Source organism: Salinifilum ghardaiensis (genome assembly GCF_054491345.1).
Genome location: NZ_CM137101.1, coordinates 317,918 through 341,382, shown reverse-complemented (window position 1 = coordinate 341,382; position 23,465 = coordinate 317,918). Strand labels below are relative to the sequence as shown.

General features: G+C 72.8%; 22 protein-coding genes. 11 read left to right on the top strand and 11 right to left on the bottom strand.

The window, feature by feature from the left end:
• Positions 1-9 precede the first annotated feature (9 nt).
• Both ispD and ACVGV0_RS01540 read right to left on the bottom strand, forming a co-directional pair.
• Positions 10-699 (bottom strand): 2-C-methyl-D-erythritol 4-phosphate cytidylyltransferase, encoded by a 690-nt coding sequence (ispD, locus tag ACVGV0_RS01545; RefSeq protein ID WP_459158055.1) that lies wholly within the window; start codon positions 697-699, stop codon positions 10-12.
• A gap of 19 nt (positions 700-718) precedes the next feature.
• The gene (locus ACVGV0_RS01540) at positions 719-1,207 is read right to left on the bottom strand and encodes a CarD family transcriptional regulator (protein WP_459158054.1); all 489 of its coding nucleotides are present in this window, start codon (positions 1,205-1,207) and stop codon (positions 719-721) included.
• A gap of 523 nt (positions 1,208-1,730) precedes the next feature.
• Between ACVGV0_RS01540 and ACVGV0_RS01535 the strand changes: the two genes are divergently transcribed.
• From ACVGV0_RS01535 to ACVGV0_RS01500, 8 genes are all read left to right on the top strand, one after another.
• On the top strand, positions 1,731-2,321 hold the full coding sequence (locus tag ACVGV0_RS01535; RefSeq protein WP_459158053.1) for a copper chaperone PCu(A)C: 591 nt from the start codon (positions 1,731-1,733) through the stop codon (positions 2,319-2,321).
• 49 nt (positions 2,322-2,370) lie between these two features.
• The gene (gene radA / locus ACVGV0_RS01530) at positions 2,371-3,771 is read left to right on the top strand and encodes a DNA repair protein RadA (RefSeq protein ID WP_459158052.1); all 1,401 of its coding nucleotides are present in this window, start codon (positions 2,371-2,373) and stop codon (positions 3,769-3,771) included.
• Positions 3,772-3,793: 22 nt separating this feature from the next.
• Entirely contained in the window at positions 3,794-4,297 is a 504-nt protein-coding gene (locus ACVGV0_RS01525; protein WP_459158051.1) for a beta-class carbonic anhydrase, read from the top strand.
• A 74-nt stretch (positions 4,298-4,371) separates the two neighbouring features.
• Positions 4,372-5,193 carry an HhH-GPD family protein gene (locus ACVGV0_RS01520; protein ID WP_459159885.1) on the top strand — a complete coding sequence of 274 codons (822 nt, stop codon included), beginning with the start codon at positions 4,372-4,374 and terminating at the stop codon, positions 5,191-5,193.
• A gap of 26 nt (positions 5,194-5,219) precedes the next feature.
• Positions 5,220-5,726 carry a 2'-5' RNA ligase family protein gene (locus ACVGV0_RS01515; RefSeq protein ID WP_459158050.1) on the top strand — a complete coding sequence of 169 codons (507 nt, stop codon included), beginning with the start codon at positions 5,220-5,222 and terminating at the stop codon, positions 5,724-5,726.
• A gap of 403 nt (positions 5,727-6,129) precedes the next feature.
• The gene (locus tag ACVGV0_RS01510) at positions 6,130-6,876 is read left to right on the top strand and encodes an ATP-binding cassette domain-containing protein (protein ID WP_459158049.1); all 747 of its coding nucleotides are present in this window, start codon (positions 6,130-6,132) and stop codon (positions 6,874-6,876) included.
• On the top strand, positions 6,873-8,813 hold the full coding sequence (locus tag ACVGV0_RS01505; protein ID WP_459158048.1) for a YhgE/Pip family protein: 1,941 nt from the start codon (positions 6,873-6,875) through the stop codon (positions 8,811-8,813). The genes ACVGV0_RS01510 and ACVGV0_RS01505 overlap by 4 nt, the downstream gene beginning before the upstream one ends.
• Positions 8,814-9,002: 189 nt before the next feature.
• Positions 9,003-9,323, top strand: a complete 321-nt coding sequence (locus ACVGV0_RS01500; protein ID WP_459158047.1) for an antibiotic biosynthesis monooxygenase family protein — start codon at positions 9,003-9,005, stop codon at positions 9,321-9,323.
• A 6-nt stretch (positions 9,324-9,329) separates the two neighbouring features.
• On the opposite strand, the gene ACVGV0_RS01495 is transcribed toward ACVGV0_RS01500, so the two are convergent.
• The gene (locus ACVGV0_RS01495) at positions 9,330-10,367 is read right to left on the bottom strand and encodes an endonuclease/exonuclease/phosphatase family protein (RefSeq protein ID WP_459158046.1); all 1,038 of its coding nucleotides are present in this window, start codon (positions 10,365-10,367) and stop codon (positions 9,330-9,332) included.
• A 167-nt stretch (positions 10,368-10,534) separates the two neighbouring features.
• Between ACVGV0_RS01495 and ACVGV0_RS01490 the strand changes: the two genes are divergently transcribed.
• Positions 10,535-11,509 carry an ATP-binding cassette domain-containing protein gene (locus ACVGV0_RS01490; protein WP_459158045.1) on the top strand — a complete coding sequence of 325 codons (975 nt, stop codon included), beginning with the start codon at positions 10,535-10,537 and terminating at the stop codon, positions 11,507-11,509.
• Complete coding sequence (locus tag ACVGV0_RS01485; protein WP_459158044.1) at positions 11,506-12,333, top strand: ABC transporter permease; 828 nt, start codon at positions 11,506-11,508, stop codon at positions 12,331-12,333. The genes ACVGV0_RS01490 and ACVGV0_RS01485 overlap by 4 nt, the downstream gene beginning before the upstream one ends.
• A 348-nt stretch (positions 12,334-12,681) precedes the next feature.
• Here the strand turns inward: ACVGV0_RS01485 and ACVGV0_RS01480 are convergent, their stop codons facing one another.
• Complete coding sequence (locus ACVGV0_RS01480; protein WP_459158043.1) at positions 12,682-14,229, bottom strand: SLC13 family permease; 1,548 nt, start codon at positions 14,227-14,229, stop codon at positions 12,682-12,684.
• Between the two features lie 298 nt (positions 14,230-14,527).
• On the opposite strand from ACVGV0_RS01480, the gene ACVGV0_RS01475 reads away from it, so the two are divergent.
• Positions 14,528-15,289 carry a DedA family protein gene (locus ACVGV0_RS01475; protein WP_459158042.1) on the top strand — a complete coding sequence of 254 codons (762 nt, stop codon included), beginning with the start codon at positions 14,528-14,530 and terminating at the stop codon, positions 15,287-15,289.
• A gap of 70 nt (positions 15,290-15,359) precedes the next feature.
• On the opposite strand, the gene ACVGV0_RS01470 is transcribed toward ACVGV0_RS01475, so the two are convergent.
• The 7 genes from ACVGV0_RS01470 to ACVGV0_RS01440 form a co-directional block, all read right to left on the bottom strand.
• Complete coding sequence (locus ACVGV0_RS01470) at positions 15,360-15,737, bottom strand: type II toxin-antitoxin system death-on-curing family toxin (RefSeq protein ID WP_459158041.1); 378 nt, start codon at positions 15,735-15,737, stop codon at positions 15,360-15,362.
• Positions 15,734-15,937, bottom strand: a complete 204-nt coding sequence (locus ACVGV0_RS01465) for a DUF6290 family protein (protein ID WP_459158040.1) — start codon at positions 15,935-15,937, stop codon at positions 15,734-15,736. Before ACVGV0_RS01465 ends, ACVGV0_RS01470 begins: the two co-directional genes overlap by 4 nt.
• A 277-nt stretch (positions 15,938-16,214) precedes the next feature.
• A complete protein-coding gene (locus ACVGV0_RS01460) occupies positions 16,215-18,779 on the bottom strand; it encodes an ATP-dependent Clp protease ATP-binding subunit (RefSeq protein ID WP_459158039.1) in 2,565 nt (854 codons plus the stop codon).
• A gap of 451 nt (positions 18,780-19,230) precedes the next feature.
• Positions 19,231-20,064, bottom strand: coding sequence for an ABC transporter ATP-binding protein (locus tag ACVGV0_RS01455; protein ID WP_459158038.1), 834 nt, complete (start codon positions 20,062-20,064; stop codon positions 19,231-19,233).
• 8 nt (positions 20,065-20,072) lie between these two features.
• Positions 20,073-21,152: a FecCD family ABC transporter permease gene (locus ACVGV0_RS01450; protein WP_459159884.1), complete on the bottom strand. Its 1,080-nt coding sequence runs from the start codon at positions 21,150-21,152 to the stop codon at positions 20,073-20,075.
• A gap of 5 nt (positions 21,153-21,157) precedes the next feature.
• Complete coding sequence (locus ACVGV0_RS01445) at positions 21,158-22,279, bottom strand: FecCD family ABC transporter permease (protein ID WP_459158037.1); 1,122 nt, start codon at positions 22,277-22,279, stop codon at positions 21,158-21,160.
• A 650-nt stretch (positions 22,280-22,929) separates the two neighbouring features.
• Positions 22,930-23,289, bottom strand: a complete 360-nt coding sequence (locus ACVGV0_RS01440; RefSeq protein WP_459158036.1) for a histone-like nucleoid-structuring protein Lsr2 — start codon at positions 23,287-23,289, stop codon at positions 22,930-22,932.
• Positions 23,290-23,465: the final 176 nt, after the last annotated feature.

Sequence of the window (23,465 nt, the reverse complement as noted above, 5' to 3'; positions counted from 1 at the left end):
ACGACGTGCTCACCCACCGTGGTCCGTGGTCGCCAGGACCGCTTCCGCGACCGCGAGGTCGAATTCCGTGGTGATCTTCAGCGCACGGGGGTTCCCCCGCACGGTCACCACGGGCTCCCCGAGGCGCTCGACCAGCCCCGCGTCGTCCGTGGCGACGTCCTCGGCGACATCGTAGGCGCGGCGCAGCACGTCCAGGGCGAACCCCTGCGGCGTCTGCACCGCGCGCAGCTGGGAGCGGTCGACCGTGCGCAGCACCGCCCCGTCGGTGCCGATCTCCTTGACGGTATCCGCGACGGGCAGCACGGGGACCACCGCGGGAGCTCCGCGCTCGACCGCGTCCACGACGTCGCGGACCACTCCGGGCGGGGTGAAGGCGCGCGCGGCGTCGTGCACGAGCACGGTGCGCGCGCCGGGGGCCAGCTCGTCGACGCTGGCGAGGGCGCGGCGCACGGAGTCGGTGCGCTCGGCCCCGCCGACCACGGCGTGCACCCCGGCGGCACCGGGCAGTTCCGCCAGCACCGCGTCCCGCTGCTCGGCGGGAGCGGCGACGATGACCTGCCCCACTCGGCCCGAGGCCAGCAGCCCCCGGACCGAGCGGGACAGCAAGGACTCACCTTTCACCGGTACCAGCGCCTTGGGCTTGCCCGCGCCCAAGCGCACCCCGCGGCCTGCCGCGGGGACCAGCGCGACAACACTCACGCTCGTCCGGTCCCGGTGCTCACACGGCGGTGGCGAGGACTTCGTCGAGCAGGCTCTCGGCCTTGTCCTCGTCCGTGCCCTCGGCCAGGGCCAGCTCGCTCACGAGCACCTGCCTGGCCTTGGCCAACATGCGCTTCTCGCCCGCGGACAAGCCGCGGTCCTGTTCGCGTCGCCACAGATCACGCACCACCTCGGCCACCTTGTTCACGTCGCCGGAGGCGAGCTTCTCCACGTTGGCCTTGTACCGCCGAGACCAGTTCGTGGGCTCCTCGGTGTGCGGTGCGCGCAGCACGTCGAAGACGTGATCGAGACCCTCCTGGCCGACGACGTCCCGCACGCCGACAATTTCGGCATTGTCAGCGGGGACGCGGACAGTGAGGTCACCTTGTGCGACCCGGAGGACGAGGTACTGTTTTTCCTCACCCTTGATCACCCGGTTCTCGATCGCTTCGATCGTTGCGGCACCGTGGTGCGGGTAGACGACGGTCTCTCCGACCTTGAAACCCATGTGTCCTCTGCCCCTTTCGCTTCGTCCAGCCTAGCACGGCCGAGCAACTCCACCACCGGCGGCTCGGCGTTCGTCGTCGCAGGTCAGAAGGCGAACAGGGGTTGACAAACCCTTCGTGATCGTGCAAGCAACGAGAATCCGGCAGCAGTTTTAATCCACAGTAGACATTGAGTGAACCGGACGATTGCCCACATCGGATCCTCCGCGCGCGCCCGGCTCCGGGCGGCGAACGCGCTGATCAGCGCGCGGCAGCACCCCGCGGTAGCGCCCCGGGGGGCACCCCGGTCGCCGCCCCCGGCTCCGTCCGCATTGCGGGAAATCGCCACCTCCCGGGCGAACCCGGGCCGGGGGCGCGGCGGGGAGGAACCGCGGCGGTGCCGAACGCCCCGGCCGTCCCGGGCGCGGCAGCACCCCCGCTCACCGGCGCCTGCGCGCCGCCCTCGGGACCTGGCACCACCACCCCCGCACCGGGGGTCTAAGCTCGGTCCGGGTTGTCCGGCTATCAGGGAGGGACGCTGCAACCGTGATCCGCCCACAGCACCACAAGAGCGCACGCCTGCGACTGGTCCCGGCCGCACTCGGACTCGGCGCCGCCGTCGTCCTCGGAGGATGCAGCGCCGGTCAGACCACGGAGACGGAGACCCAGGTCGCGGCAGTCAACGGCGCCTCGAAGGAGAGCGGCGACATCGCGATCCGGGACGCGCAGTTCACCTTCCCGCAGGACGGCACCGCCTACCCCCAGGGATCGTCCGCGCCGGTCCAGCTCATGATCGCCAATTCGGGTGAGACCAGCGACCGCCTCGTCGGGGCCTCCAGCCCGTACGCGGCCTCGGTCGACATCAGCGGCACCACCGAGCTGCCCGGCGACACCGCCCTGCACGCCTACGGCGAGCAGGCCCCGGGCGCCGAGGGCTCCGGCTACGTCCAGCCGACGTCGAACTCCGACCAGCGCGAGGTCGCGATCACCGTCAACGGCTTCACCGAGGAGATCGACCCCGGCGTGACCATCCCGGTGACCTTCCGGTTCGCCGAGGCCGGGGAGATCACGGTGCAGGTGCCGATCGGGCAGGACCACCGCCCGCGGCCCGAGCACGGCAGCCCGCAGCCCGAGTGATCCCTCCGGCGCCGACCGGACCGTCGGTGCCGCCTACTAGTCTCGGGCCGTGCCACCGAAGAGCGCTCGCGCCGCGCGCCCCGTGTACCGGTGCGCGGACTGCGGCCACGAGGTCGCGAAGTGGGTCGGCGTCTGCCCGTCCTGCCAGGCGTGGGGGACGATCGACGAGTCCCGCCCGGCTCGCGCGGAGACCAAGCAGGTCGCGGCGGGCGCGCCGAGCACCCCGGCGCGCCCCATCGCCGAGGTCGACCTGGAATCGGCCCGCGCGGTCGCCAGCGGCATCGACGAGCTCGACCGCGTGCTCGGCGGCGGGATCGTGCCCGGTTCGGTCGTGCTGCTCGCCGGCGAGCCGGGCGTGGGCAAGTCCACCCTGCTGCTCGAGGTCGCGCACCGCTGGGCGGCCCAGGGCAGCTCACCCGCGCTGTACGTCACCGGCGAGGAGTCGGCCGGCCAGGTGCGGCTGCGCGCCGAGCGCACCAGCTCGGTGCACCCGGAGCTCTTCCTCGGCGCCGAGAGCGACCTGGCCGGGGTGCTCGGGCACGTCGACGGCGTCGCCCCCGGGCTGCTCATCGTCGACTCGGTGCAGACGGTGCAGTCCTCCGAGACGGACGGGACACCGGGCGGAGTCACCCAGGTGCGCGCGGTGACCACCGCGCTGGTGGCGCTGGCGAAGGAGCGCGGCCTGCCCGTGGTCCTCGTCGGGCACGTCACCAAGGAGGGCGCGGTCGCCGGCCCGCGCGCGCTCGAGCACCTGGTGGACGTGGTGCTGCAGTTCGAGGGCGAGGAGCACTCGACGCTGCGCATGCTGCGGGGGGTGAAGAACCGCTTCGGCCCGGCCGACGAGATCGGCTGCTTCGAGCAGCAGGACGAGGGAATCGTCGAGGTGCGCGACCCGTCGGGCCTGTTCCTCAACCGGCAGGAGCTGCAGGTCGAGGGCACCGCGATCACCGTCATGGTCGAGGGCAAGCGCCCGCTGCTGGCCGAGGTCCAGGCGCTGACCACGGAGAGCCAGCTGAGCATGCCGCGGCGCAACGTCAGCGGGCTCGACTCGGCGCGCGTGTCGATGATGCTCGCCGTGCTCACCAAGCACGGCAACGTGCACACGGGCAACCACGACGTGTTCGCGGCGACCGTCGGCGGCACCAAGCTCTTCGAGCCCGCAGCGGACCTGGCCGTGGCGCTGGCGATCGCCTCCTCGCGCCGCGGGGTGCCGCTGCCGTCGAACCTCGTGGCGCTCGGCGAGGTCGGCCTCGCCGGCGAGATCCGCAAGGTCACCGCCCTGCGCCGCCGGCTCTCCGAGGCCGCGCGCATGGGCTTCACGCACGCCCTCGTGCCTTCGGGAGCGGGCAAACCGCCGGAGGGCATGCGGGTCACCGAAGTCGACGACATCCGGGGCGCGCTGCGCCGCCTGCGCCGCGCGGAGGCGGCCGAGCCCGACCGGGCATCGTGATCACAGTAGGAGGGCAACACCGATGAGCACCACTGACGAGCTGCTGCACCGCAACGCCTCCGCGCCCGCGGGGGATCCGACGCTGCCCGCCCCGCCCTCGCTGCGCGTGGCGATCCTGACCTGCATGGACTGCCGCATCGACGGCTACGCCACGTTCGGGCTGCGCCCGGGCGAGGCGCACGTGCTGCGCAACGCGGGCGGCGTCGTCACCGACGACGTCGTGCGCTCGCTGGCGGTGAGCCAGCGCAAGCTCGGCACCCGGGAGGTCATGGTCGTGCACCACACCGGGTGCGGGATGCTCGGCTTCACCGACGAGGACTTCGCCGCGGAGCTCGCCGCCGACGCCGGAGTCCGTCCACAGTGGAGCGCGCGCACCTACACCGACACCGCCGAGGACGTCCGCCGGTGCGTGCACGAGCTGCGGACGAGCCCGTTCCTGCTGCCCGAGATCGCGGTGCGCGGGTTCGTGCTGGACATCGAGAGCCTGCGCCTGACCGAGATCTCCACGGCTGGAGCCGAAGGTTGACCGCGACGCCCGCCACGGACCCGACGTTCGAACCGACCGAGCTCGTCGACTGGTTCGAGCGCAACGCCCGCCACCTGCCGTGGCGCGCGCCCGGCGTGACCGGCTGGGGCGTGCTGGTCAGCGAGACCATGCTGCAGCAGACACCGGTCAACCGGGTGCGGCCGATCTGGGAGGAGTGGATGCGGCGCTGGCCGAAGCCCTCCGACCTGGCCGCGGAGAGCCCGGGCGAGGTGCTGCGCGCCTGGGGCAAGCTCGGCTACCCCCGCCGCGCGCAGCGCCTGCACGAGGCGGCGGGCCGGATCGCCGCCGAGCACGGCGACGTGGTGCCCGCCGATGTGGACGCGCTGCTGGCACTGCCCGGCATCGGCACGTACACGGCGCGGGCCGTGGCCGCGTTCGCCTACGGCCGCCGCGCGCCGGTGGTGGACACGAACGTGCGGCGCGTCGTCGCGCGCGCCGTGCACGGCGAGGGAGACGCGGCTCCGTCGGCGAGCAAGCGCGATCTGGACGACGTGGACGCGCTGCTGCCGCGCGACGACCGCACGGCGGCGCGGATGTCGGCGGCGCTGATGGAGCTGGGGCAGACGGTGTGCACCGCCCGCTCGCCGGCGTGCGAGGTCTGCCCGGTCGCGCACGGCTGCGCCTGGGTGCACGCGGGCAAGCCGGAGTACGCGGGCCCGCCGAAGAAGGTGCAGAAGTTCGCCGGCACGGACCGGCAGGTGCGCGGCAGGCTGCTCGACGTGCTGCGCGGCGCCCCCGGACCGGTCGAGCGCTCCGCCCTGGACGCCGCGTGGTCCGAGCCGGGCCAGCGGGACCGCTGCCTGCACTCGCTGCTCGTGGACGGTCTGGTGGAGCAGACCGAGGACGGCCGCTTCGCCCTGCCCGGCGAGCACTGAGGACGCGGCGAGCACCGAGGACGGGGATGGCCGACGCGCTGGAGCTGCTGCTCGACGAGACCGCGGAGGAGGCGATCCGCTCGCTGCGGGGACGCCTCGTGGACGCGGGGGTGCCGGCGGGCGGCGGGCGCCCGCACGTGACGCTCGCCGTGGCCGGGTCGATCCCCGCGGCCGCGCGGCGCGCGCTGCGCTCCGAGCTCTCCGTGCTGGCGGTGCCGCAGCTGTGGCTGTACACGCTGGGCACGTTCCCCGATCCGGACAACGTGCTGCTGCTGGCGGCGGTGGTGGACACCGAGGTGCTCGCGCTGCACTCGGCGGTGCACGACGTGCTCGCCGGCAGGGTGCGCGCCCCCTCGGCGCACTACCTGCCGGGCGCGTGGATCCCGCACTGCACGCTCGCCCGCGGGCTGACGAGCGCGCAGCTGGCCGCCGGTGTCACCGCGCTGCACCCGGTGGAGCCGGTGCGCGCGGGCATCCGGGACGTCGCCGTGGTGGACACGCGCTCCGGCGAGCACGAGTCGCTGCGGGGTTAGGGAGTCCGCGGACCGGCTGGTGCAGCGGGTCGGGCGGGGGAACGGGGCCTCGCTGCGGGATCCCCCACCTCGGGCAGCCACCTGCTCCCAGCTGCCCCGACCTACCAGCTGCCCCGACCTCCCGCCCCGGACAGCGGTCCGATCGTCCGGTCTCATCCTTTCGGGTTCCTTCAGCAGCACGCCGGCCCCGGTTGCACCCCGCTGCGCACGGCGCGGTCGATACTCCACTGTGGAATGTTGCCGCCCGGAGCGCCTGCTGCCGCCCGCGCCCGGCACTGCCGACTCCGCCCGGCACTGCCGACTCCGCCCGGCACTGCCGCCCCTCCGGACGGCGTCCCGCCACCGCGCCCGCAGCGCGGTGGCGGGCGAGGGCGCGCAGGTGCCACCCGGGGAGAGGAACGCGATGGAGATCGACGGGATCGCCGCCCTCGGACGCGGGCTCACCGCGAAGGGGCCGGAGGGCATCGTGTTCGCCAACGTCGACCTGCAGGTCCGGCCCGGTGATCTCACCGTGATCACCGGGCCGGGCGGCACCGGCCGCACCACGCTGCTGCTCGCGCTGTGCGGGCGGATGCGCCTCCTCGCCGGCCACCTGGAGGTCGCCGGGAAGATCCTGCCCTCCGGGGCGCGCGCGGTGCGCCGCCTGGTGCTCCCGGCGCGCGCCTCGCCCGGGTTCGAGCTGGAGCCGAACCACCGCGTCCGCGAGGCGGTGGCCGAGCACCGCTCGGTCAACCGGATCGCGGACGCGGACCTCGACCGGGCCTGCGAGCTGGTGGGGCTCGAGCTCACCCCGCGGGCGCTCATCCGCGAGCTGTCCGCGGTGGAGCGCACGCTGCTCGCGCTCGCGCTGTGCGCGTCCCGCCGGCCCGCCGGTCTCGTCCTCGACGACGTCGAAGCGGGACTGCCGCTCGGGCAGCGGGCGCGGGTGTGGGGCGCGCTGCACACGCTGACCCGCACGGGCATGACCGTCGTGGCCTCGGCCACCGACCCGCCCGCCACGCCGGTGGACGTGGTCCGCCTCCCCCCTCCCGCCGACGTGTTCGGCCCCGGCGGCGCGGACGAGCGCACCGAGGCGCCGGTCCCGGACGCCCGGCCGCGGGGCCGGCGGGGGGACACCGAGGTGCTGCCGACCGTCGAGGACCCCCGATGAAAGCGTTCACCCTCGCCCGGCTGGAGCTGCTCAGGTTCCGGGGACCGCTGCGGCGGCTCGTCCCGGTGGTGCTGGTCCTCGTGCCGCTGCTGTACGGCGCGCTGTACCTGTGGTCGAACTGGGACCCGTACGGGCGGTTGGACCGCATCCCGGTCGCGGTGGTCAACGACGACCGCCCGGTCGAGTACCGCGGCCAGGTCATCGACGCCGGCAACCAGTTCGTGGAGCAGCTCAAGATCAGCGACACGTTCGACTGGCACTTCGTGGACGGCGACCGGGCGCAGCGGGGCCTCCGGGACGGCACGTACTACTTCACGATCTCGGTGCCGCGCGATTTCAGCGCGAAGCTCGCCACCGCCGGCGAACCCGATCCGCAGCGGGCGCAGCTGCACATCACCAAGAACGACGCGAACGGCTACATCGCCGGGATCATGGCCGACACGGTCCGCTCGGAACTGCAGAACCAGGTCAACGCGGCCGCGCACACCAGCTACGCGCGGGCGCTGTACGGCGAGCTCGACCGCATCCGCGACCGGCTCAACACCGCTTCCGAGGCCACGCGCGGGCTCGTCGACGGCACGAACCTGGCCGAGCAGGGCACGAGCAACCTCAGCGAGGGCCTCGGCGACATCGTGGACGGCACCGGACGGCTCTCCGACGGGGTCAGCACCCTGGCCCGGGCGAGCAGGCAGCTCGACCAGCAGATGACCGAGCTGACCGACGCGGCCGCCGGGGAGCTGCCCCGCGCGGTGGACGCGATGGCGCGCACCACCGACACCGCGGCCAGCGGCATGTCGGCGGTCAAGCAGGCGACGGGAACGGTTCGGCCGCGGGCGCAGCAGTCCGCGGACGCGTTGGAGCGCCTCGGCCAGCGCCACCCGGAGCTGCGCGAGGACTCCGCCTATACCGCGGCGCTCGACCGGGCGCGCGAGGCCGCCGCGGCCGCGGCGCGCGCCGACGAGCGGGCCGCGCAGGGGCTGCGCGCCGCGCGGGGGGCCAACGAGCGCGCCGTCGCCATGCAGAACGGGATGGACCAGCTGCAGGCGAAGGTCCGCTCCGTGCGCGCCCCCGTCGACACGATGACGACCGGGACGTCGCAGCTGGCCGGAGGCATGCCCGGCATCGTCAGCGGTCTGCAGACGCTGCAGTCGCAGGGGCGGACGCTGCACACCGGGGCCCAGCAGATGAGCGAGAGCGCGCAGCGGCTGCACGAGCTGGTCACCGACAGCCTCGACCGCATCCCGCCGACGGACCCGTCGCAGGTGGCGCGGGCCGCGGACGTGCTGGGCTCGCCGACCACCATCGAGGAGCGGAACCTGAACCCGGCGCACGTGTACGGGCGCGGGCTCGCGCCGTTCTTCTTCGGCATCGCGCTGTGGGTGTTCGGCCTGTTCGCCTACCTGGTGCTGCAACCGTTCAACGCGCGCGCGCTGGCCGGGCGGGCCTCGGTCCTCTCGCTGGCGCTGGGCGGTTTCCTGCCCGCGGGGGCGCTGGGCGTGCTCGGCGGGATGGTCCTCTACACCGCGGTGGACTTCGGGCTCGGGCTGAACCCCGTGCACGCGGGGTGGACGATCGGCCTGGTGAGCCTGGCCGCGCTGGCGTTCGTCGCCATCGACCACTTCCTGCGCACCGCCTTCGGCGCGGTCGGCAAGCTGCTGTCGCTGGTGCTGCTCATCCTGCAGCTGACCGCCTCCGGGGGCTTGTACCCGATGGAGACCACCCCGGCCCCGTTCCAGGCGATCCACCCGTACCTGCCGATGACCTACCTCGTGGACGGCCTGCGTGTCACGATCTCCGGCGGGTTGACCGAGCACCTGGTGCGCGATCTCGTCGTGCTCGGCTGCGTGCTCGTGGTCTTCCTCGGGTTGACGACGCTGACCGTGCTGCGGCGCCGGATGTGGACCCCGGGGCGGCTGCACCCGCAGATCGAGGTCTAGCAGGACATCGTCGGGTCGTTTTGCACGGGGGCTTTCGCAGCGGGACCTCCCGCAGCGGGTTCGGCTGCGTGCGGCCCTTCGGTGCTGGCGCGCCGGCACGAGGAAGCTCACAGTCACCCGGCTGAACAACGTCCCCGGACATCACATCTGGGCGGCGCAGGTGCCGCCGCGGGTGCGTAGTCTGGGGACATGGCAGTCGTGAAGATCAACGCGATCGAGGTGCCCGAGGGATCCGAGGCCGAGCTGGAGCGGCGCTTCAGCGAGCGCCAGGGCGCCGTGGACAACACCCCCGGCTTCCTCGGCTTCGAACTCCTGCGTCCCACCAAGGGCGACAACCGCTACTTCGTCTACACCAAGTGGGAGTCGGAGGAGCACTTCCAGCAGTGGTTCAACGGGCCGGGCAAGGAGGCCCACGCGACCGAGCACCGGTCCCCCGTCTCGAGCGGTGCCTCGCTGCTGGAGTTCGAGGTCGTGCTCACCTCCGGCCCGGGGACGAACGCCGAGGGCTGAGACCGCTCAGCCACCGCTGCCCGAGCGCGCCCCGGGGGCGCTGCCCGACCGCTCCCCGGTCAGGGACAGCTCGACCAGCAGCGCCCGGTGGTCCGTACCGGCGATGCGCTGCGCGCGGTAGCCGGACGCGCTGACCGGCCCGCTGGTGAGCACGTGGTCGATCGTCACCGGCGGGGCGAGCCGCCCCACCGGCCAGGTCGGGACGAGGCCGTTGCCGGTGGCGGCACCGGCGTCCCGGTAGCCGCGGCCGAGCAGCTCCCGCAGCGGCGAGTGGTCCAGCGTCGCGTTGAAGTCCCCGGCGAGGACCAGCGGCACCCGCCCGCGCGCGGGCGGCGGCAGCGCGCCGAGGTCGCGGTTCCAGCGCGCGACCGTGCCCGCCCCCATCGGGTAGAGCGGGTGCACCGACACGAGGTCCACCTGCCTCCCACCGGGCATCCGGATCCGCGCGGCCGGGTGCGCCATCGTCGTCGCGCCGGCGAGGTCCCGCTCCCGCAGCGGGAACCGCGCGGCGATGCCGGATCCGCCGGCACCCGCGGCCGGGTGCCACACGCGGTGCGGCAGCGCCGAACGCAGCCCCGCGCGGTCCAACCGCCCGGCCAGCCGCGGGGTCAGCTCCTGCACCGCGAGCACGTCGACGTCCCCGGCCCGCACCGCGCGCACGATCCGCTCGGCTTCGGCGCGGCCGAAGAAGGCGTTGACGGTCAGCACCCGCAGTTCACCGGAGGCGGCCTCACCAGCGGCGGCGTCGGGCGCGGAGTCGCCGGCCGCGGCGGTGTCGGGCACGGCGCGCGGGAGCACCGCGGCCAGCAGCAGCGCGGTGACCACGCCGAGCGCCGCGGCGCACGGCCACCGCCGCAGCAGCAGCGCAGCGATCAGCAGCACCGCGCCGAGCAGCACCGCGTACTGGGTCAGCGCGGTCGCGGCCACCAGCCAGCGGCTCGCCGCGTCCCACCCGAGGCGGGGCGCGCCCAGCCACACCAGCAGGGCCGCGGCGCCGGTCCACAGCACCGCGGTGGTGGTCCGCCCGCCCGCTGTTGCTTGCATGCCACCTCCCTACCACCCGTTCCGCGCGGCTCCGCCGGCGCGCTCGCCCCCGCCGCAGCGGGGTGCTCTTCGGGCGCCGGATCCGAAAAATCACGGGCGTTCACCGCCGGCGCCGTGGATACTCGGCGGTTGGGCGGACGCCCGCGGAGCACGACGAGGAGAGGGGCATGGACCACGCGATTCGCGCCCGAGGGCTGATCAAGCGCTTCGGCGCGCACACCGCGCTGTCGGGTGTGGACCTGGAGGTTCCCGCGGGCACGGTCCACGGGGTCCTCGGCCCGAACGGCGCGGGCAAGACCACCGCGGTGCGCATCCTGGCGACCCTGCTGCGGGCCGACGGCGGTTCCGCTTCGGTCGCCGGCTTCGACGTGGCGCGGCAGCCGTTCGCCGTCCGCGCGCGCATCGGGCTCACCGGCCAGTACGCCTCGGTCGACGAGGAGCTCACCGGCCGCGAGAACCTGGTGCTGCTGGGGCGCCTGCTGGAGATGCGGCGCCGGGACGCGCGGGCCCGCGCCCGCGAGCTGCTCGACCGGTTCGGGCTGGCCGAGGCGGGCGACCGCGCGCTGAAGACGTACTCGGGCGGCATGCGGCGCCGCCTGGACCTGGCTGCGAGCCTCGTGGCGCGACCGGAGGTGCTGTTCCTGGACGAGCCGACCACGGGGCTGGACCCGCGCAGCCGCAACCAGGTGTGGGACCTCGTGCGCGGGCTGACCGCCGACGGGGTCACGGTGCTGCTGACGACGCAGTACCTGGAGGAGGCGGATCAGCTGGCCGACCGCATCAGCGTGATCGACCACGGTTCCGTCGTCGCCGACGGGCGCGCTCCCGAGCTCAAGCAGCGCGTCGGCGGTCAGACGCTGCAGGTGCGCCCCGCCGACCCGGCCGACATGCCGCGCGTGCGGCGGATCCTCGCCGAGGAGGTGCGCTCCGAACCGACCGCGCACGAGGAAACCGGTCTGCTGGCGGTGCCCGTCGACGACTCCTCCGTTCTGTCCACTGTGGTGCGAAAGCTCGACGACCAGGGGATCACCGCGAGCGAACTGGCGCTGCGACTGCCCAGTTTGGACGACGTGTTCCTGTCGATCACCGGCCGGCCGAGCACCGACGAGCACTCCGCTGAGGATTCGGGAGAGGCGGCATGACCAGCACGTTACAAGTCGAGTCCCGCGCGGCGGCCGGGAACGTGCCGTCCACGCGCCGGGTCGGCTTCCTCCGCGGACTGCGGCACGGGTTCACGCTGTCGTGGCGCAGCATCCTGAAGATCCGCAAGTCCCCGGAAGCGCTCATCGACGTCACGATCCAGCCGATCCTGTTCCTCGTGATGTTCGTGTACCTGTTCGGCGGGGCGATCACCGGGGACACGGGCGCCTACCTGCAGCGCACCTTGCCCGGCGTGCTGGCGATGAACATGGTCTTCGCCAGCCTCGGCACGGGCATGCAGCTGAACACCGACATCAGCAAGGGCGTGTTCGACCGCTTCCGCAGCCTGCCGATCGCGCGCAGCTCCCCGCTGGTCGGAGCCGTCCTCGGCGACATCTTCCGCTACCTGCTGTCCATCGCGGTACTGCTCGCCGTGGCCACCCTCATGGGCTTCCGGGTGCAGACGGGGCCGCTGGCCGTGCTCGGCGCCGTGGTCGTGGTCATCGCCTTCGCCCTGGCCATGTGCTGGATCACCGTGTTCCTGGGGATGCTGATCCGCAGCCAGCAGGCGCTGCCCGGCGTGGCCATGTCGTTCATGTTCCCGCTGACCATGGCCAGCAACGTGTTCGTACCCGCCGAAACCATGCCCGGGTGGCTGCAGGCGTGGGTCGACGTCAACCCGGTCACGCAGCTGGCCGACACGGCCCGCGGGCTCATGATCGGCGGCCCCGTGGCCGGCCCGCTCGGCGCGACCGCGGTGTGGATGCTCGGCATCGTGGCCGTGTTCCTCCCCCTGGCCATGTACGCCTACCGCAAGCGGGCTTAGAGAGTCCACGGATTGGCCGGCGTCGTGGGGCCGGTGGCGGAACCTCCGGCGGCACCTCGCTCCGGGATCCCCGACATCGGGTAGCCACCTACACAACGTCGGGGCTGTCCTCGCGAGGCGGCGCCGGAGAACCCGCGGCGGGGAGCTCTGCGTACGTGGCGATGAAGCGGCTGTGCCGCTTGCCTGACGGGCCGGTGCGGTCGAGTACATGGCCGCCAATCCGCGCGGCCCCTTAGGAGCCGCGCGGATCGGCCGACGCGGTGGACCTCCAATGGCGTCTCGCTCCGAGAGGAGTGCGCGAGGTCCTGCTGCCGGAAGTCCGTGCGCAAACGACCTGACAAGGTTCGGCTACAGGGTGATGCCGAGGACGAGCAGCCCCAGCGTGTACACCACGGCGGGGATCAGCACGATCGAGGCCAGGTTCAGCCAGACGCCGGTGCGGACCATCTGCGGGATGGTCACGTAGCCGGAGCCGAAGACGATCGCGTTCGGCGGGGTGGCCACCGGCAGCATGAACGCGCAGCTCGCCGCGAGCGCGGCCGGGACGACCAGCAGCAGCGGGTCCAGCGACAACCCCAGCGCCACTCCCGCCAGGATCGGCAGGAACGTGGCCGCGGTGGCCGTGTTGCTGGTCATCTCCGTGAGCACGAGCACGGCCAGCGCGGCGATCACGACGAGCACCACGAGCGGCACGCCGCCGAACGCGCCGACCGTGTCGCCGATGAACGAGTCCAACCCGCTGTCGGAGATCCCGCCGGACAGCGACAGCCCGCCGCCGAACAGCAGCAGCACCCCCCACGGCAGGTGCGCCGTCGAGGACCAGTCCAGGGCGAACACGCCGGAGCGGGGGTCGACGGGCAGCAGGAACAGCACCACGGCCGCGGTGATGCCGATGCCCGCGTCCGAGATGTTCAGCCACGGCAGCAGCGCGTCCAGCGGTTCCCGCGTCATCCACAGCAGCGCGGTGCAGGCGAAGACGACGAGGACGATCCGCTCACCGCGGCCCATCGGCCCCATGGTGTGCAGCTGCTCGCGGAACAGCTCCCGCCCGCCGGGGATCTCGCGCAGCGTCGTCCGGTACAGCACCCGGGTGAGCAGCAACCACCCGAGCAGGAGCAGCACCACCGACAGCGGCAGCCCGAACAGCATCCACTGGCCGAAGCCGATGTCGATGCCGTAGTTGTCGGACAGGAAACCGGCCATGAACAGGTTCGGCGGCGTGCCGATCAGCGTGGCCAGCGAGCCCATGCTCGTGGAGTAGGCGATCGCCAGCATCAGCGCGGTGGCGAACCGGCCCGCCCCCGGGTCGGACGGGTCGAAGCGGGGCGCGGAGTGGCCCTCCACCCGCTCGAAGACGAGCCGGAGCACCGACAGGCCGATCGGCAGCATCATCACGGCGGTGGCCGTGTTGCTGATCCACATGGACAGGAACGCGGTGGCGAGCATGAACCCGCCGATCACCCGGTTCGGCTTCGTCCCCACCGCCAGGACGGTGCGCAGCGCGATCCGCCGGTGCAGGCCCCAGCGCTGCATCGCCAGGGCGAGCATGAACCCGCCCATGAACAGGAAGATCGTGTCGCTGGCGTACGGCGAGGTCGCGTCCTCGACGTCCATGCCCGCCAGCGGCGGCAGCAGTGCGATGGGCAGCAGCGCGGTCGCCGCCAGCGGCATCGCCTCGGTCATCCACCACACGGCCATGAGCACGGCCAGCGCGGCCACTCCGCGGGCGTCGTCGCTGAGCCCGTCCGGCCCGGTCGGGAGCAGGAAGTACGCGGCGAGCGCCAGCGCGGGGCCGAGGAACCGCCCGATCCAGGCCCGCCGCGACACCCTCGCCGGCTCGAAGGTCTCCCCGATCTCCGGGCTGAACTGCGCGCCGGTCCCGCCTGGTCCGTTCATCGACGCTCCCTCGCAGTGGCCCACCGTGCGATACCGGACGATCTTCCGCCACGCCCGTCGTGGCCGCAAACGTTAACCGATCCGCCTGGTCTCGGGAACCGCTGCGCGCCGTGCGGGCCGGGGGCGGGCGAGACCACCGCGCGTGCCCGCCGTGGTGCGCATCACGCCGTCCGGGGCGGGGAGGTATCCCCAGGTCGGCACCAATCCGGACGATCGTGGCGCGCTCCGCTGGAACGATGGGTGCTGCCGGATGCCTCGCGCCCGGGCCGCTGCGCCGTTCCCCGATCACGGAGCACCCATGGACTCGACCGTTCCGCTCGCCGCCGGCTCCGCCGGGATCGCCGACCGGATCAACGGCGCGATGAGCGCGCTGGGGGCGCCCGGCGCGGGAGCCGCCATCGCGCTCGAGAACGTCTTCCCGCCGCTTCCGAGCGAGTTCGTCCTGCCGTTCGCCGGGTTCGCCGCCAGCCGGGGCGGGATGTCGCTGCTCGCGGCGATCGTGTGGACCACGGTCGGCTCGGTCGTCGGCGCCCTCGCGCTGTACTGGCTCGGCGCGAAGCTCGGGCGGGAGCGCACGCGGGCGCTGGTGCTGCGCCTGCCGCTGCTGAAGGAGTCCGACGTGGACCGCACGGAGGCGTGGTTCCACCGCCACGGCGGCAAAGCCGTGTTCTTCGGCCGGATGCTGCCGATGTTCCGCAGCCTCGTGTCCGTGCCCGCGGGTGTGGAGCGGATGCCGCTGCCGCTGTTCGTCCTGTTCACCGCCGGCGGCAGCGCCGCGTGGAACGCGGCGTTCATCCTGCTCGGCTACCGGCTCGGGGCGAGCTGGCACCTGGTCGAGCGCTACGCCGGCGCGTTCTCCCGCGCGGTCGTGCTCGCCGCCGCGGCCGCGCTCGTCGCGTTCGTCGCGCTGCGGCTGCGCCGCAACCGGGCGCAGGCGGAGGACCGGACTCACGCGGAGGAGGGGGCGCAGGCGGGGTGGCAGCCGGGGGCGAGCGCTCAGCTGCCCGCGCTCGGCGAGGCGGGCGAAGCGGGCGGCGAGCGGGACGAGCGGCCCCGCTGAGCAGCCCCCGCGGCGCGTTCGCCGCACCGCCCGAGCAGCCGGGGTTCCGCGGCGCGGAGGTCGCGGCGGCTCACCGCTGCTGCACGCCCCCGGCGAGGCGTTCCGCCAGTGCGGCCACGTCGTCGAGCTCACCTGAGGCGACCGCGATGACCAGGTCATAGGCCTGATCGTTGTCGAACGTCAATCGCCACCCGTTGATACCGAGAAAAGCCAGTGTCGCGGCCAGGGAGAGGCGCTTGTTGCCGTCGACCAGGGCATGGTTGCGCGCGAGCGAGTGCAGCAAGGCCGCGGCCTTGTCGACGACGCGTGGATACGCTTCCCCACCGAAGGCGGTGGCCTGCGGTCGAGCCACTGCCGCTTGCAGCAGACCGACGTCGCGCACCGCGGGGCGGCCCCCCAGCGTGCGTTCGGCGACGTGGAACAGGTCCTCGAGGCCGAGGTAGATCACTGCGCGAGACGTTCCAACGCCTCGGCGTACCGCGGCAGCTCCTCGTCGAGGACCTGGTCCAGCAAATCCACGCGGCTGTGGTTCTCGACGTACTCCCGCACGGCTTGCCGCGCCACTTCCTGCATCGAGCGGGATTCGAGATCGGCGCGCTGGCGCAGTGCTCGCGCTTCCTCGTCCGACAGTCGCAGCGTCATGGACATGCCACAACGGTATCACTCGCGATACCAGTGTTGTGGGGATGTTCAGCGCGAGCACCGGGGTTGCCGCACAGCACCTGCCTCCCGCGCCGCACGACCGGCCGGTTCCTCGGCGCGGAGGCCGCGACGGCTCACCGCTGCTGCACGACCCCGGCGCTCCTGCCGCGGTGCCGAAAACCCCGTCGAACGCGCTGCGGCCCCCGCACCGCGCAGGTGCGGGGGCCGCCAGCAGGGATGCCTCGCGCGTCCGCCCGTCAGCGGCGGAGGTGCGCTCCGCAGCTCACTCCTCGTTCTCCTCGTCGGAGGTGGTGCCCTCGGACTGCTCGTCCGAGGAGGAGCGGACGCCCACCGGCGGGGCGTCCGGGACGGCCGCGGGCTTGCTCTCGCCGCGGAAGGTGAAGGTGGCGTCCTCGTCGGAGCCTTCCCCGTCCCAGCCGTCCACGTCGATGACGACGATCTGGCCGGGGTCGATCTCGCCGAAGAGGATCTTCTCGGAGAGCTTGTCCTCGATCTCCCGCTGGATCGTGCGCCGCAGCGGCCGCGCACCCAGCACCGGATCGAACCCGCGGCGGCCCAGCAGGCTCTTGGCCTTGTCGGTCAGCTCCAGCGACATGTCCTTCGACTTGAGCGCCTTCTCCACCCGGCTGGTCAGCAGGTCCACCATCTGCACGATCTCGTCGCGCGTGAGCTGGTGGAACACGATCACGTCGTCGATGCGGTTGAGGAACTCCGGCCGGAAGTGCTTCTTCATCTCCTCGTTGACCTTGGACTTCATCCGCTCGTAGTCGGTCTCCTGCTCCGCCCCCGAGGAGAAGCCCAGGCCCACGGTCTTGGAGATGTCGCCGGTGCCCAGGTTCGAGGTGAAGATCAGCACCGTGTTCTTGAAGTCCACCGTGCGGCCCTGCCCGTCGGTGAGCCGCCCGTCCTCCAACACCTGCAGCAGCGTGTTGTAGATCTCCTGGTGCGCCTTCTCGATCTCGTCGAACAGCACCACCGAGAACGGCTTGCGCCGCACCTTCTCGGTGAGCTGACCGCCCTCCTCGTAGCCGACGTAGCCCGGGGGCGCGCCGAACAGCCGCGAGGCGGTGTAGCGGTCGTGGAACTCGCCCATGTCGATCTGCACCAGGGCGTCGTCATCGCCGAAGAGGAACTCCGCCAGCGACTTGGACAGCTCGGTCTTGCCCACCCCGGAGGGGCCGGCGAAGATGAACGAGCCGGACGGGCGCTTGGGGTCCTTCAGCCCCGCGCGCGTGCGGCGGATCGCCTGCGACACGGCCTTGACCGCGTCGTCCTGGCCGATGACCCGCTTGTGCAGCTCGTCCTCCATCCGCAGCAGCCGGGAGGTCTCCTCCTCGGTCAACTTGAACACCGGGATGCCGGTCCAGCTGGCCAGCACCTCCGCGATCTGCTCCTCGTCGACCTCGGCGACGACGTCGAGGTCGCCGGCCTTCCACTGCTGCTCCCGCTCCTCCTTCTGCGTGATGAGCTGCTTCTCCTCGTCACGCAGGCGAGCGGCGCGCTCGAAGTCCTGACCGTCGATCGAGGACTCCTTCTCGCGGCGGACCTCGGCGATCTTCTCGTCGTACTCGCGCAGGTCCGGCGGAGCGGTCATCCGGCGGATGCGCATCCGCGCACCGGCCTCGTCGATGAGGTCGATCGCCTTGTCCGGCAGGTACCGGTCGTTGATGTAGCGGTCGGCCAGGCTCGCCGCCGAAGCCAGCGCCCCGTCGGTGATGGACACGCGGTGGTGCGCCTCGTAGCGGTCGCGCAGCCCCTTGAGGATCTCCACCGAGTGCTCCAGGGACGGCTCGCCGACCTGGATCGGCTGGAAGCGGCGCTCCAGCGCCGGGTCCTTCTCGACGTACTTGCGGTACTCCTCCATCGTGGTGGCGCCGATGGTCTGCAGCTCACCCCGCGCGAGCATCGGCTTGAGGATGCTGGCCGCGTCGATCGCGCCCTCGGCCGCACCGGCGCCGACGAGCGTGTGGATCTCGTCGATGAACAGGATGATGTCCCCGCGGGTCTTGATCTCCTTGAGCACCTTCTTCAGGCGCTCCTCGAAGTCGCCGCGGTAGCGCGACCCGGCCACCAGCGAGCCGAGGTCCAGCGTGTAGAGCTGCTTTTCCTTGAGCGTCTCGGGAACGTCGCCCTTGACGACCTGCGCGGCCAGGCCCTCCACGACGGCGGTCTTGCCGACGCCGGCCTCGCCGATGAGCACCGGGTTGTTCTTCGTGCGCCGCGAGAGCACCTGCATGATGCGCTCGACTTCCTTCTCCCGGCCGATGACCGGGTCGAGCTTGCCCTCGCGCGCGTTCTGGGTGAGGTTGCGGCCGAACTGGTCCAGCACCAGCGACGAGGACGGGGTGCCCTCGCTGCGGCCGCTGCCGGACTCCGCCGGCTCCTTGCCCTGGTAACCGGACAGCAGCTGCAGCACCTGCTGCCGCACCCGGTTGAGGTCGGCGCCGAGCTTGACCAGCACCTGCGCGGCCACGCCCTCGCCCTCGCGGATCAGGCCGAGCAGGATGTGCTCGGTGCCGATGTAGTTGTGACCGAGCTGCAACGCCTCCCGCAGCGACAGCTCGAGGACCTTCTTCGCCCGCGGGGTGAACGGGATGTGCCCGCTCGGTGCCTGCTGGCCCTGGCCGATGATCTCCTCGACCTGCTGGCGCACGCCCTCCAGCGCGATTCCCAGCGACTCCAGCGCCTTGGCGGCGACACCCTCACCCTCGTGGATCAAGCCCAGGAGAATGTGCTCGGTGCCGATGTAGTTGTGGTTGAGCATCCTGGCCTCCTCCTGGGCCAGGACGACCACCCGCCTCGCGCGGTCGGTGAACCTTTCGAACATTCGCACTCCCTGACTGCTGCGCCGGCGGTCTCGTACCGGGACACGGCCACCGCCTCCCGGGGTCGACTACCGAAGGTCGACGAGCCGATGTCCACGACGGGTATCAGCGTTTCCTGCGACCACTGTAGTAGGCCGGCCCGGTAGCGGTCCGTGCCCGACGGCGGCTGACAGCACACATTCTGCTACGACGACGCGAACAACGGCCCACTGACCAGCGGCATTCCCGCAGGTTCCAGGAGCGGACCGCGATGTCCGCCCAGCGCGAACAGCACCCGCGTCGCGGACGTGCCGTCCGCCCGCTCACCCGCCGCACCGCACGACCCCGACCGCGGCCCGACCCGGGCGGGTGCGGGGCCTCCGAAGAGGGCAGCTCTCCGCCGAGACTACGCGCGCACCCCCGCCGGAGGCCCGCGCATCGCCCGATCGGAGCAGTCCCGAGCGCCGGGCGCGATCACCCGCTCGCGGACCGGCGCCCCGCGACGGGCACCACCAGCGGGCCGCCCGCGACCGGATCGGTGATCACCCTGGCCTCCAGCCCGAACACCTCGGCCAGCAGCGGCTCGGTGATGACCTCCTCCGGAGCGCCGGCGGCGACGACCTCCCCGTCGGCCATGGCCACGAGCCGCTGCGCGTAGCGCGCGGCGAGGTTCAGGTCGTGCAGCACCATCGCCACCGTCCGCCCGCTCCCGGCGTGCAACGACTCGATCAGCTCGAGCACGTCCACCTGGTGCGACAGGTCCAGGTACGTCGTCGGCTCGTCGAGCATGAGCAGATCCGTGCCCTGGGCCAGCACCATGGACAACCAGGCGCGCTGGCGCTGCCCGCCGGAGAGCTCGTCCAGCGGGCGGTCGGCCAGCTCCGCGATGCCGGTCAGCTCCAGCGCCTCGGCCACCGCCCCCTCGTCGTCGGAGGACCACTGCCGGTACCACGCCTGGTGCGGGTGCCGGCCGCGCGCCACCAGGTCCGCCACCGTCAGACCCTCCGGGGCCACCGGCGACTGCGGCAGCATGCCCAGCACCTTCGCCACCTGCTTGGTGGACATGCCGTGGATCTGCGCGCCGTCCAGCAGCACCTGCCCCGACCGGGGCCGCAGCAGCCGCCCCAGGGCGCGCAGCAGCGTGGACTTGCCGCACCCGTTCGGCCCGATGATCGCGGTGATCGCCCCGTCGAGGACGTCGAGGTCGAGCCCGTCGACGACGACCCGCTCGCCGTAGGCCAGCTGCAGGTCGCGGGCGCGCAGCCGCGCGTCGGTGGTCGTGGCCGCGGCCACCTGTTCGGATGCCATCGAACTCGTCATACTCGGGCCTCCCGGTACCGGCGAACGAGCAGGTAGATCAGGTACGGCGCGCCGAGGACCGCGGTGACGACCCCCACCGGCAGTTCGATCACGCCGAAGGCGGTGCGGGCGATGAGGTCGGAACCGAGCACCAGCACCGCACCGAGCACCGCCGAGGTCAGCAGCGGCGGCCGGGGTGCGCGCGCCAGCCGCAGCGCGATCTGCGGCGTGGCCAGCGCGACGAACACGATCGGGCCCGCCGCGGCCGTGGCCACCGAGGCCAGCGCCACCGCGCCGAGCAGCAGCGCCCCGCGCGCGGTGTTCATCCGCACCCCGAGACCGCGGATGGTGTCGTCGTCGAACTGCAGCGCACCGAGCACGTGCGCGCCGACGAGGCTCAGCGGGACGATCACCGCGAGCGCCAGCGCGACCGGCCCCACGTCCTCCCAGCCGCGCGCGTTGAGGCTGCCGGTCAGCCACACCATCGCACGGCCGGCGTCGTTGACGTCGCCGAGCGAGAGCAGCCAGAACGTGGCGTTGCCGGTGAACGCGCTGGCGCCGACGCCGACGAGGACGAGCCGGTAGGAGTCCACCCCGCGGCGGTAGGCCAGCAGGTACACCGCCAGCCCGGTGCCGAGACCGCCGAGCAGCGCCACCGCGGGCAGGCCGAACGTGGCCACCAGGCCGGTGGCGGTGCCCGCGCTGCCGCCGAAGACGATCACCGCGGTCGCGGCGGTTCCCGCCCCCCAGGTGATGCCCAGCATGTCGGGGCTGGCCAGCGGGTTGCGCAGCAGCGCCTGCATGATCGCGCCGGACAGGCCCAGCGCCGCGCCGACGAGCAGCCCCACCAGCGACCGCGGCAGGCGCAGCTCGGTCACGATGACCTGCGAGGCCGGGTCTCCCCCGCCGAACAGCGCGAGGAACACCCGCCCCGGACCGAGGGGGTAGTCACCGAGGCCCACGTTGAGCAGGAACACCAGCAGCAGCACCGCGGCCGAACCGAGCAGCGCCAGCAGCGGGCGCCAGCGCAGCACCCCGGACAGCGCGCCGAAGCGCACCGGGCGCCGCCCGGGCACGCGCGCGGCCTCCTGCACCATCCGGGTCACAACCGCACCAACTTCCTGCGCCGAACCAGGGCGATGAAGAACGGGGCGCCGACCATCGCCAGCATCACGCCGACCTGCACCTCGGCGGGCCGGGCGACCACGCGGCCCACCACGTCGGCCAGCAGCACCACCGCCCCGCCGAGCAGCGCGGAGAACGGCAGCACCCACCGGTAGTCGGCGCCGGTGAAGAACCGCGCGACGTGCGGCACGATCAGCCCGACGAAGCCGATCGGCCCGCACAGGGCCACGGCCCCGCCCACGAGCACCGCGATCGCCAGGATGCCGAGGCGGCGGGCCCGGGCGATCCGGTGTCCGAGCGAGCGGGCGACGTCCTCGCCGAGGGACAGCGCGTTCAGGGCGGGGGCGTTGCCGAGGGCGATCACGATGCCCACGAGCAGCAGCGGCAGCACCTGCAGCGCCACCTCGGGGTTGTCGATCGCGATGGAGCCGACCTTCCAGAACCGGTAGGCGTTGAGGCTCTCCTGGTCGGTGAGCACCAGCCCCGAGGTGATGCCCTGCAGCAAGTAGCTGATCGCCATGCCCGCCAGCGCGAGGGTGACGGGGCTGGGCGCGCCGCGACCGCCGAGCGTGCCGATGATGAACACCGCCACGGACCCGAGCAGCGCCCCGGCGAAGGCGAACCACACCGAGCCGAGCAGCGAGCTGATGCCGAAGACGTAGGTGGCGAGCACGACGCCGACCGCGGCGCCGTGGGTGATGCCGAGGATGCCGGGGTCGGCGATCGAGTTGCGCGTGTGGCCCTGCATGAGCGCACCGGCCAGCCCCAGGCACGCCCCGACGAGCGCGCCGAGGAGCGTGCGCGGGACGCGGAGCTCCCGCACGATCAGCACGTTCTCCGCGGAGACGCCGGCGCCGCCGGTCAGCGCGCGCCACACCTCGGCGACCGGGATCGTCTTCGCGCCGATGGCGATGCTGAGCACCGCGCCGAACGCGAGCAGCAGGGCGAGGACGCCGAGGCCGGTGAGCCGTCGCCGCCGCCGCTGCTGCACCCCCGACCGGTCCGGTTCCGGTCGCGCGCGCCGCTGCTCCGGCTCCGGTTCCGGCGGGGACTCCACCGGCCCTCGTTGGTGCGCGCCGGCGGCCACGCTGCGCTTCACATCCGTCTCCTGACCACTCACCGAACTCGCCCCGGTTAGGTTAGGCCCACCTAACGGACACCCGACAGGGTGGGTGAGGATGTCGGAGATCACACCCCGGTCACGGGATCCGCGGGAGCCGGATGCGAGCACACCGCCGGCACCTGCGGCCCGCCCCGCCTGAGCCGCCCCGCCTGAGCCACGGAGCACCCGGAACGCCCCCGCGGGAGCACCCGGAACACCCGGGCCGGGAGCGCGGAACGGAACCCCGGGGGCGGGGAGCGCGGAAAGCAGCGGGGTCCGGGCGTGCAGCCCACCACGCGCGGAGAGATCACCGGATCGGGTGGTGTGTGCATTTCTCGAGAAATGCACACACCGCTGGTCAGCGGGCACTGAGCGCGACCGCGGAGGCGGGAGAGCGGGATCGGATCACGCGGTGGAGGGGCGGGCGCGGCCGACCGGGTGCGACTGGCCGGAAGGACTGGCCGGGTGCGACTGGGCGGGTGCCGGCCGGAGGGACGTGCGGCGCGCACGTTTCGCGGGTGGGAGGCGCCCCGGAGGATCCCGGAACGCCTCCCGCCCGCCGGTGGCCCGCCGGGGAAAATGGCGTGACGACGAGCGGACCGCGGCGGAGACGGCCGCGGCCCGCTGTTCGATTCAGCGCACCGCGCTCAGTGCGCCTTGTGGTACTGCTCCACGATGTCGGCGGGAATCCGGCCGCGATCCGAGACCTTCAAACCGCGCTTGCGCGCCCATTCCCGAATCGCCTGATTCTGCTCCCGGTCGGCCGTGGTGGCCGAGCCGCTGGACTTGGAGCGGGAAGGGGTCGACGGCTTCGGCCCCGGCTTCTTCCGCCCGCCGGCGCGCCGCGCATTGGAGACGTAGTTCGCCAGGGCGTCCCGCAACTCGGCGGCGTTGTCCTCGGACAGATCAATCTGGTAAGAGACACCGTCCAAACCGAACTCCACGGTTTCCACGGCCTCGCCGCCGTCCATGTCGTCCACCAGCTGGACCGTGACCTTCTGTGCCATCCTCGAAGTCCTCCCCGGGTTATTTCAGCAATAGCGGGACAGCGACCATCTCCTCGGGACATCTCCGCGGGAAGGCGCTCCCGGAGATGCGCGCCCGAGGCAGATCTCCCTCGCAGGGGTGGCAAAGCCGTCGCCGACGATTATTCGTACGGCTAGGCTAGCGCAAGAACTCCGAT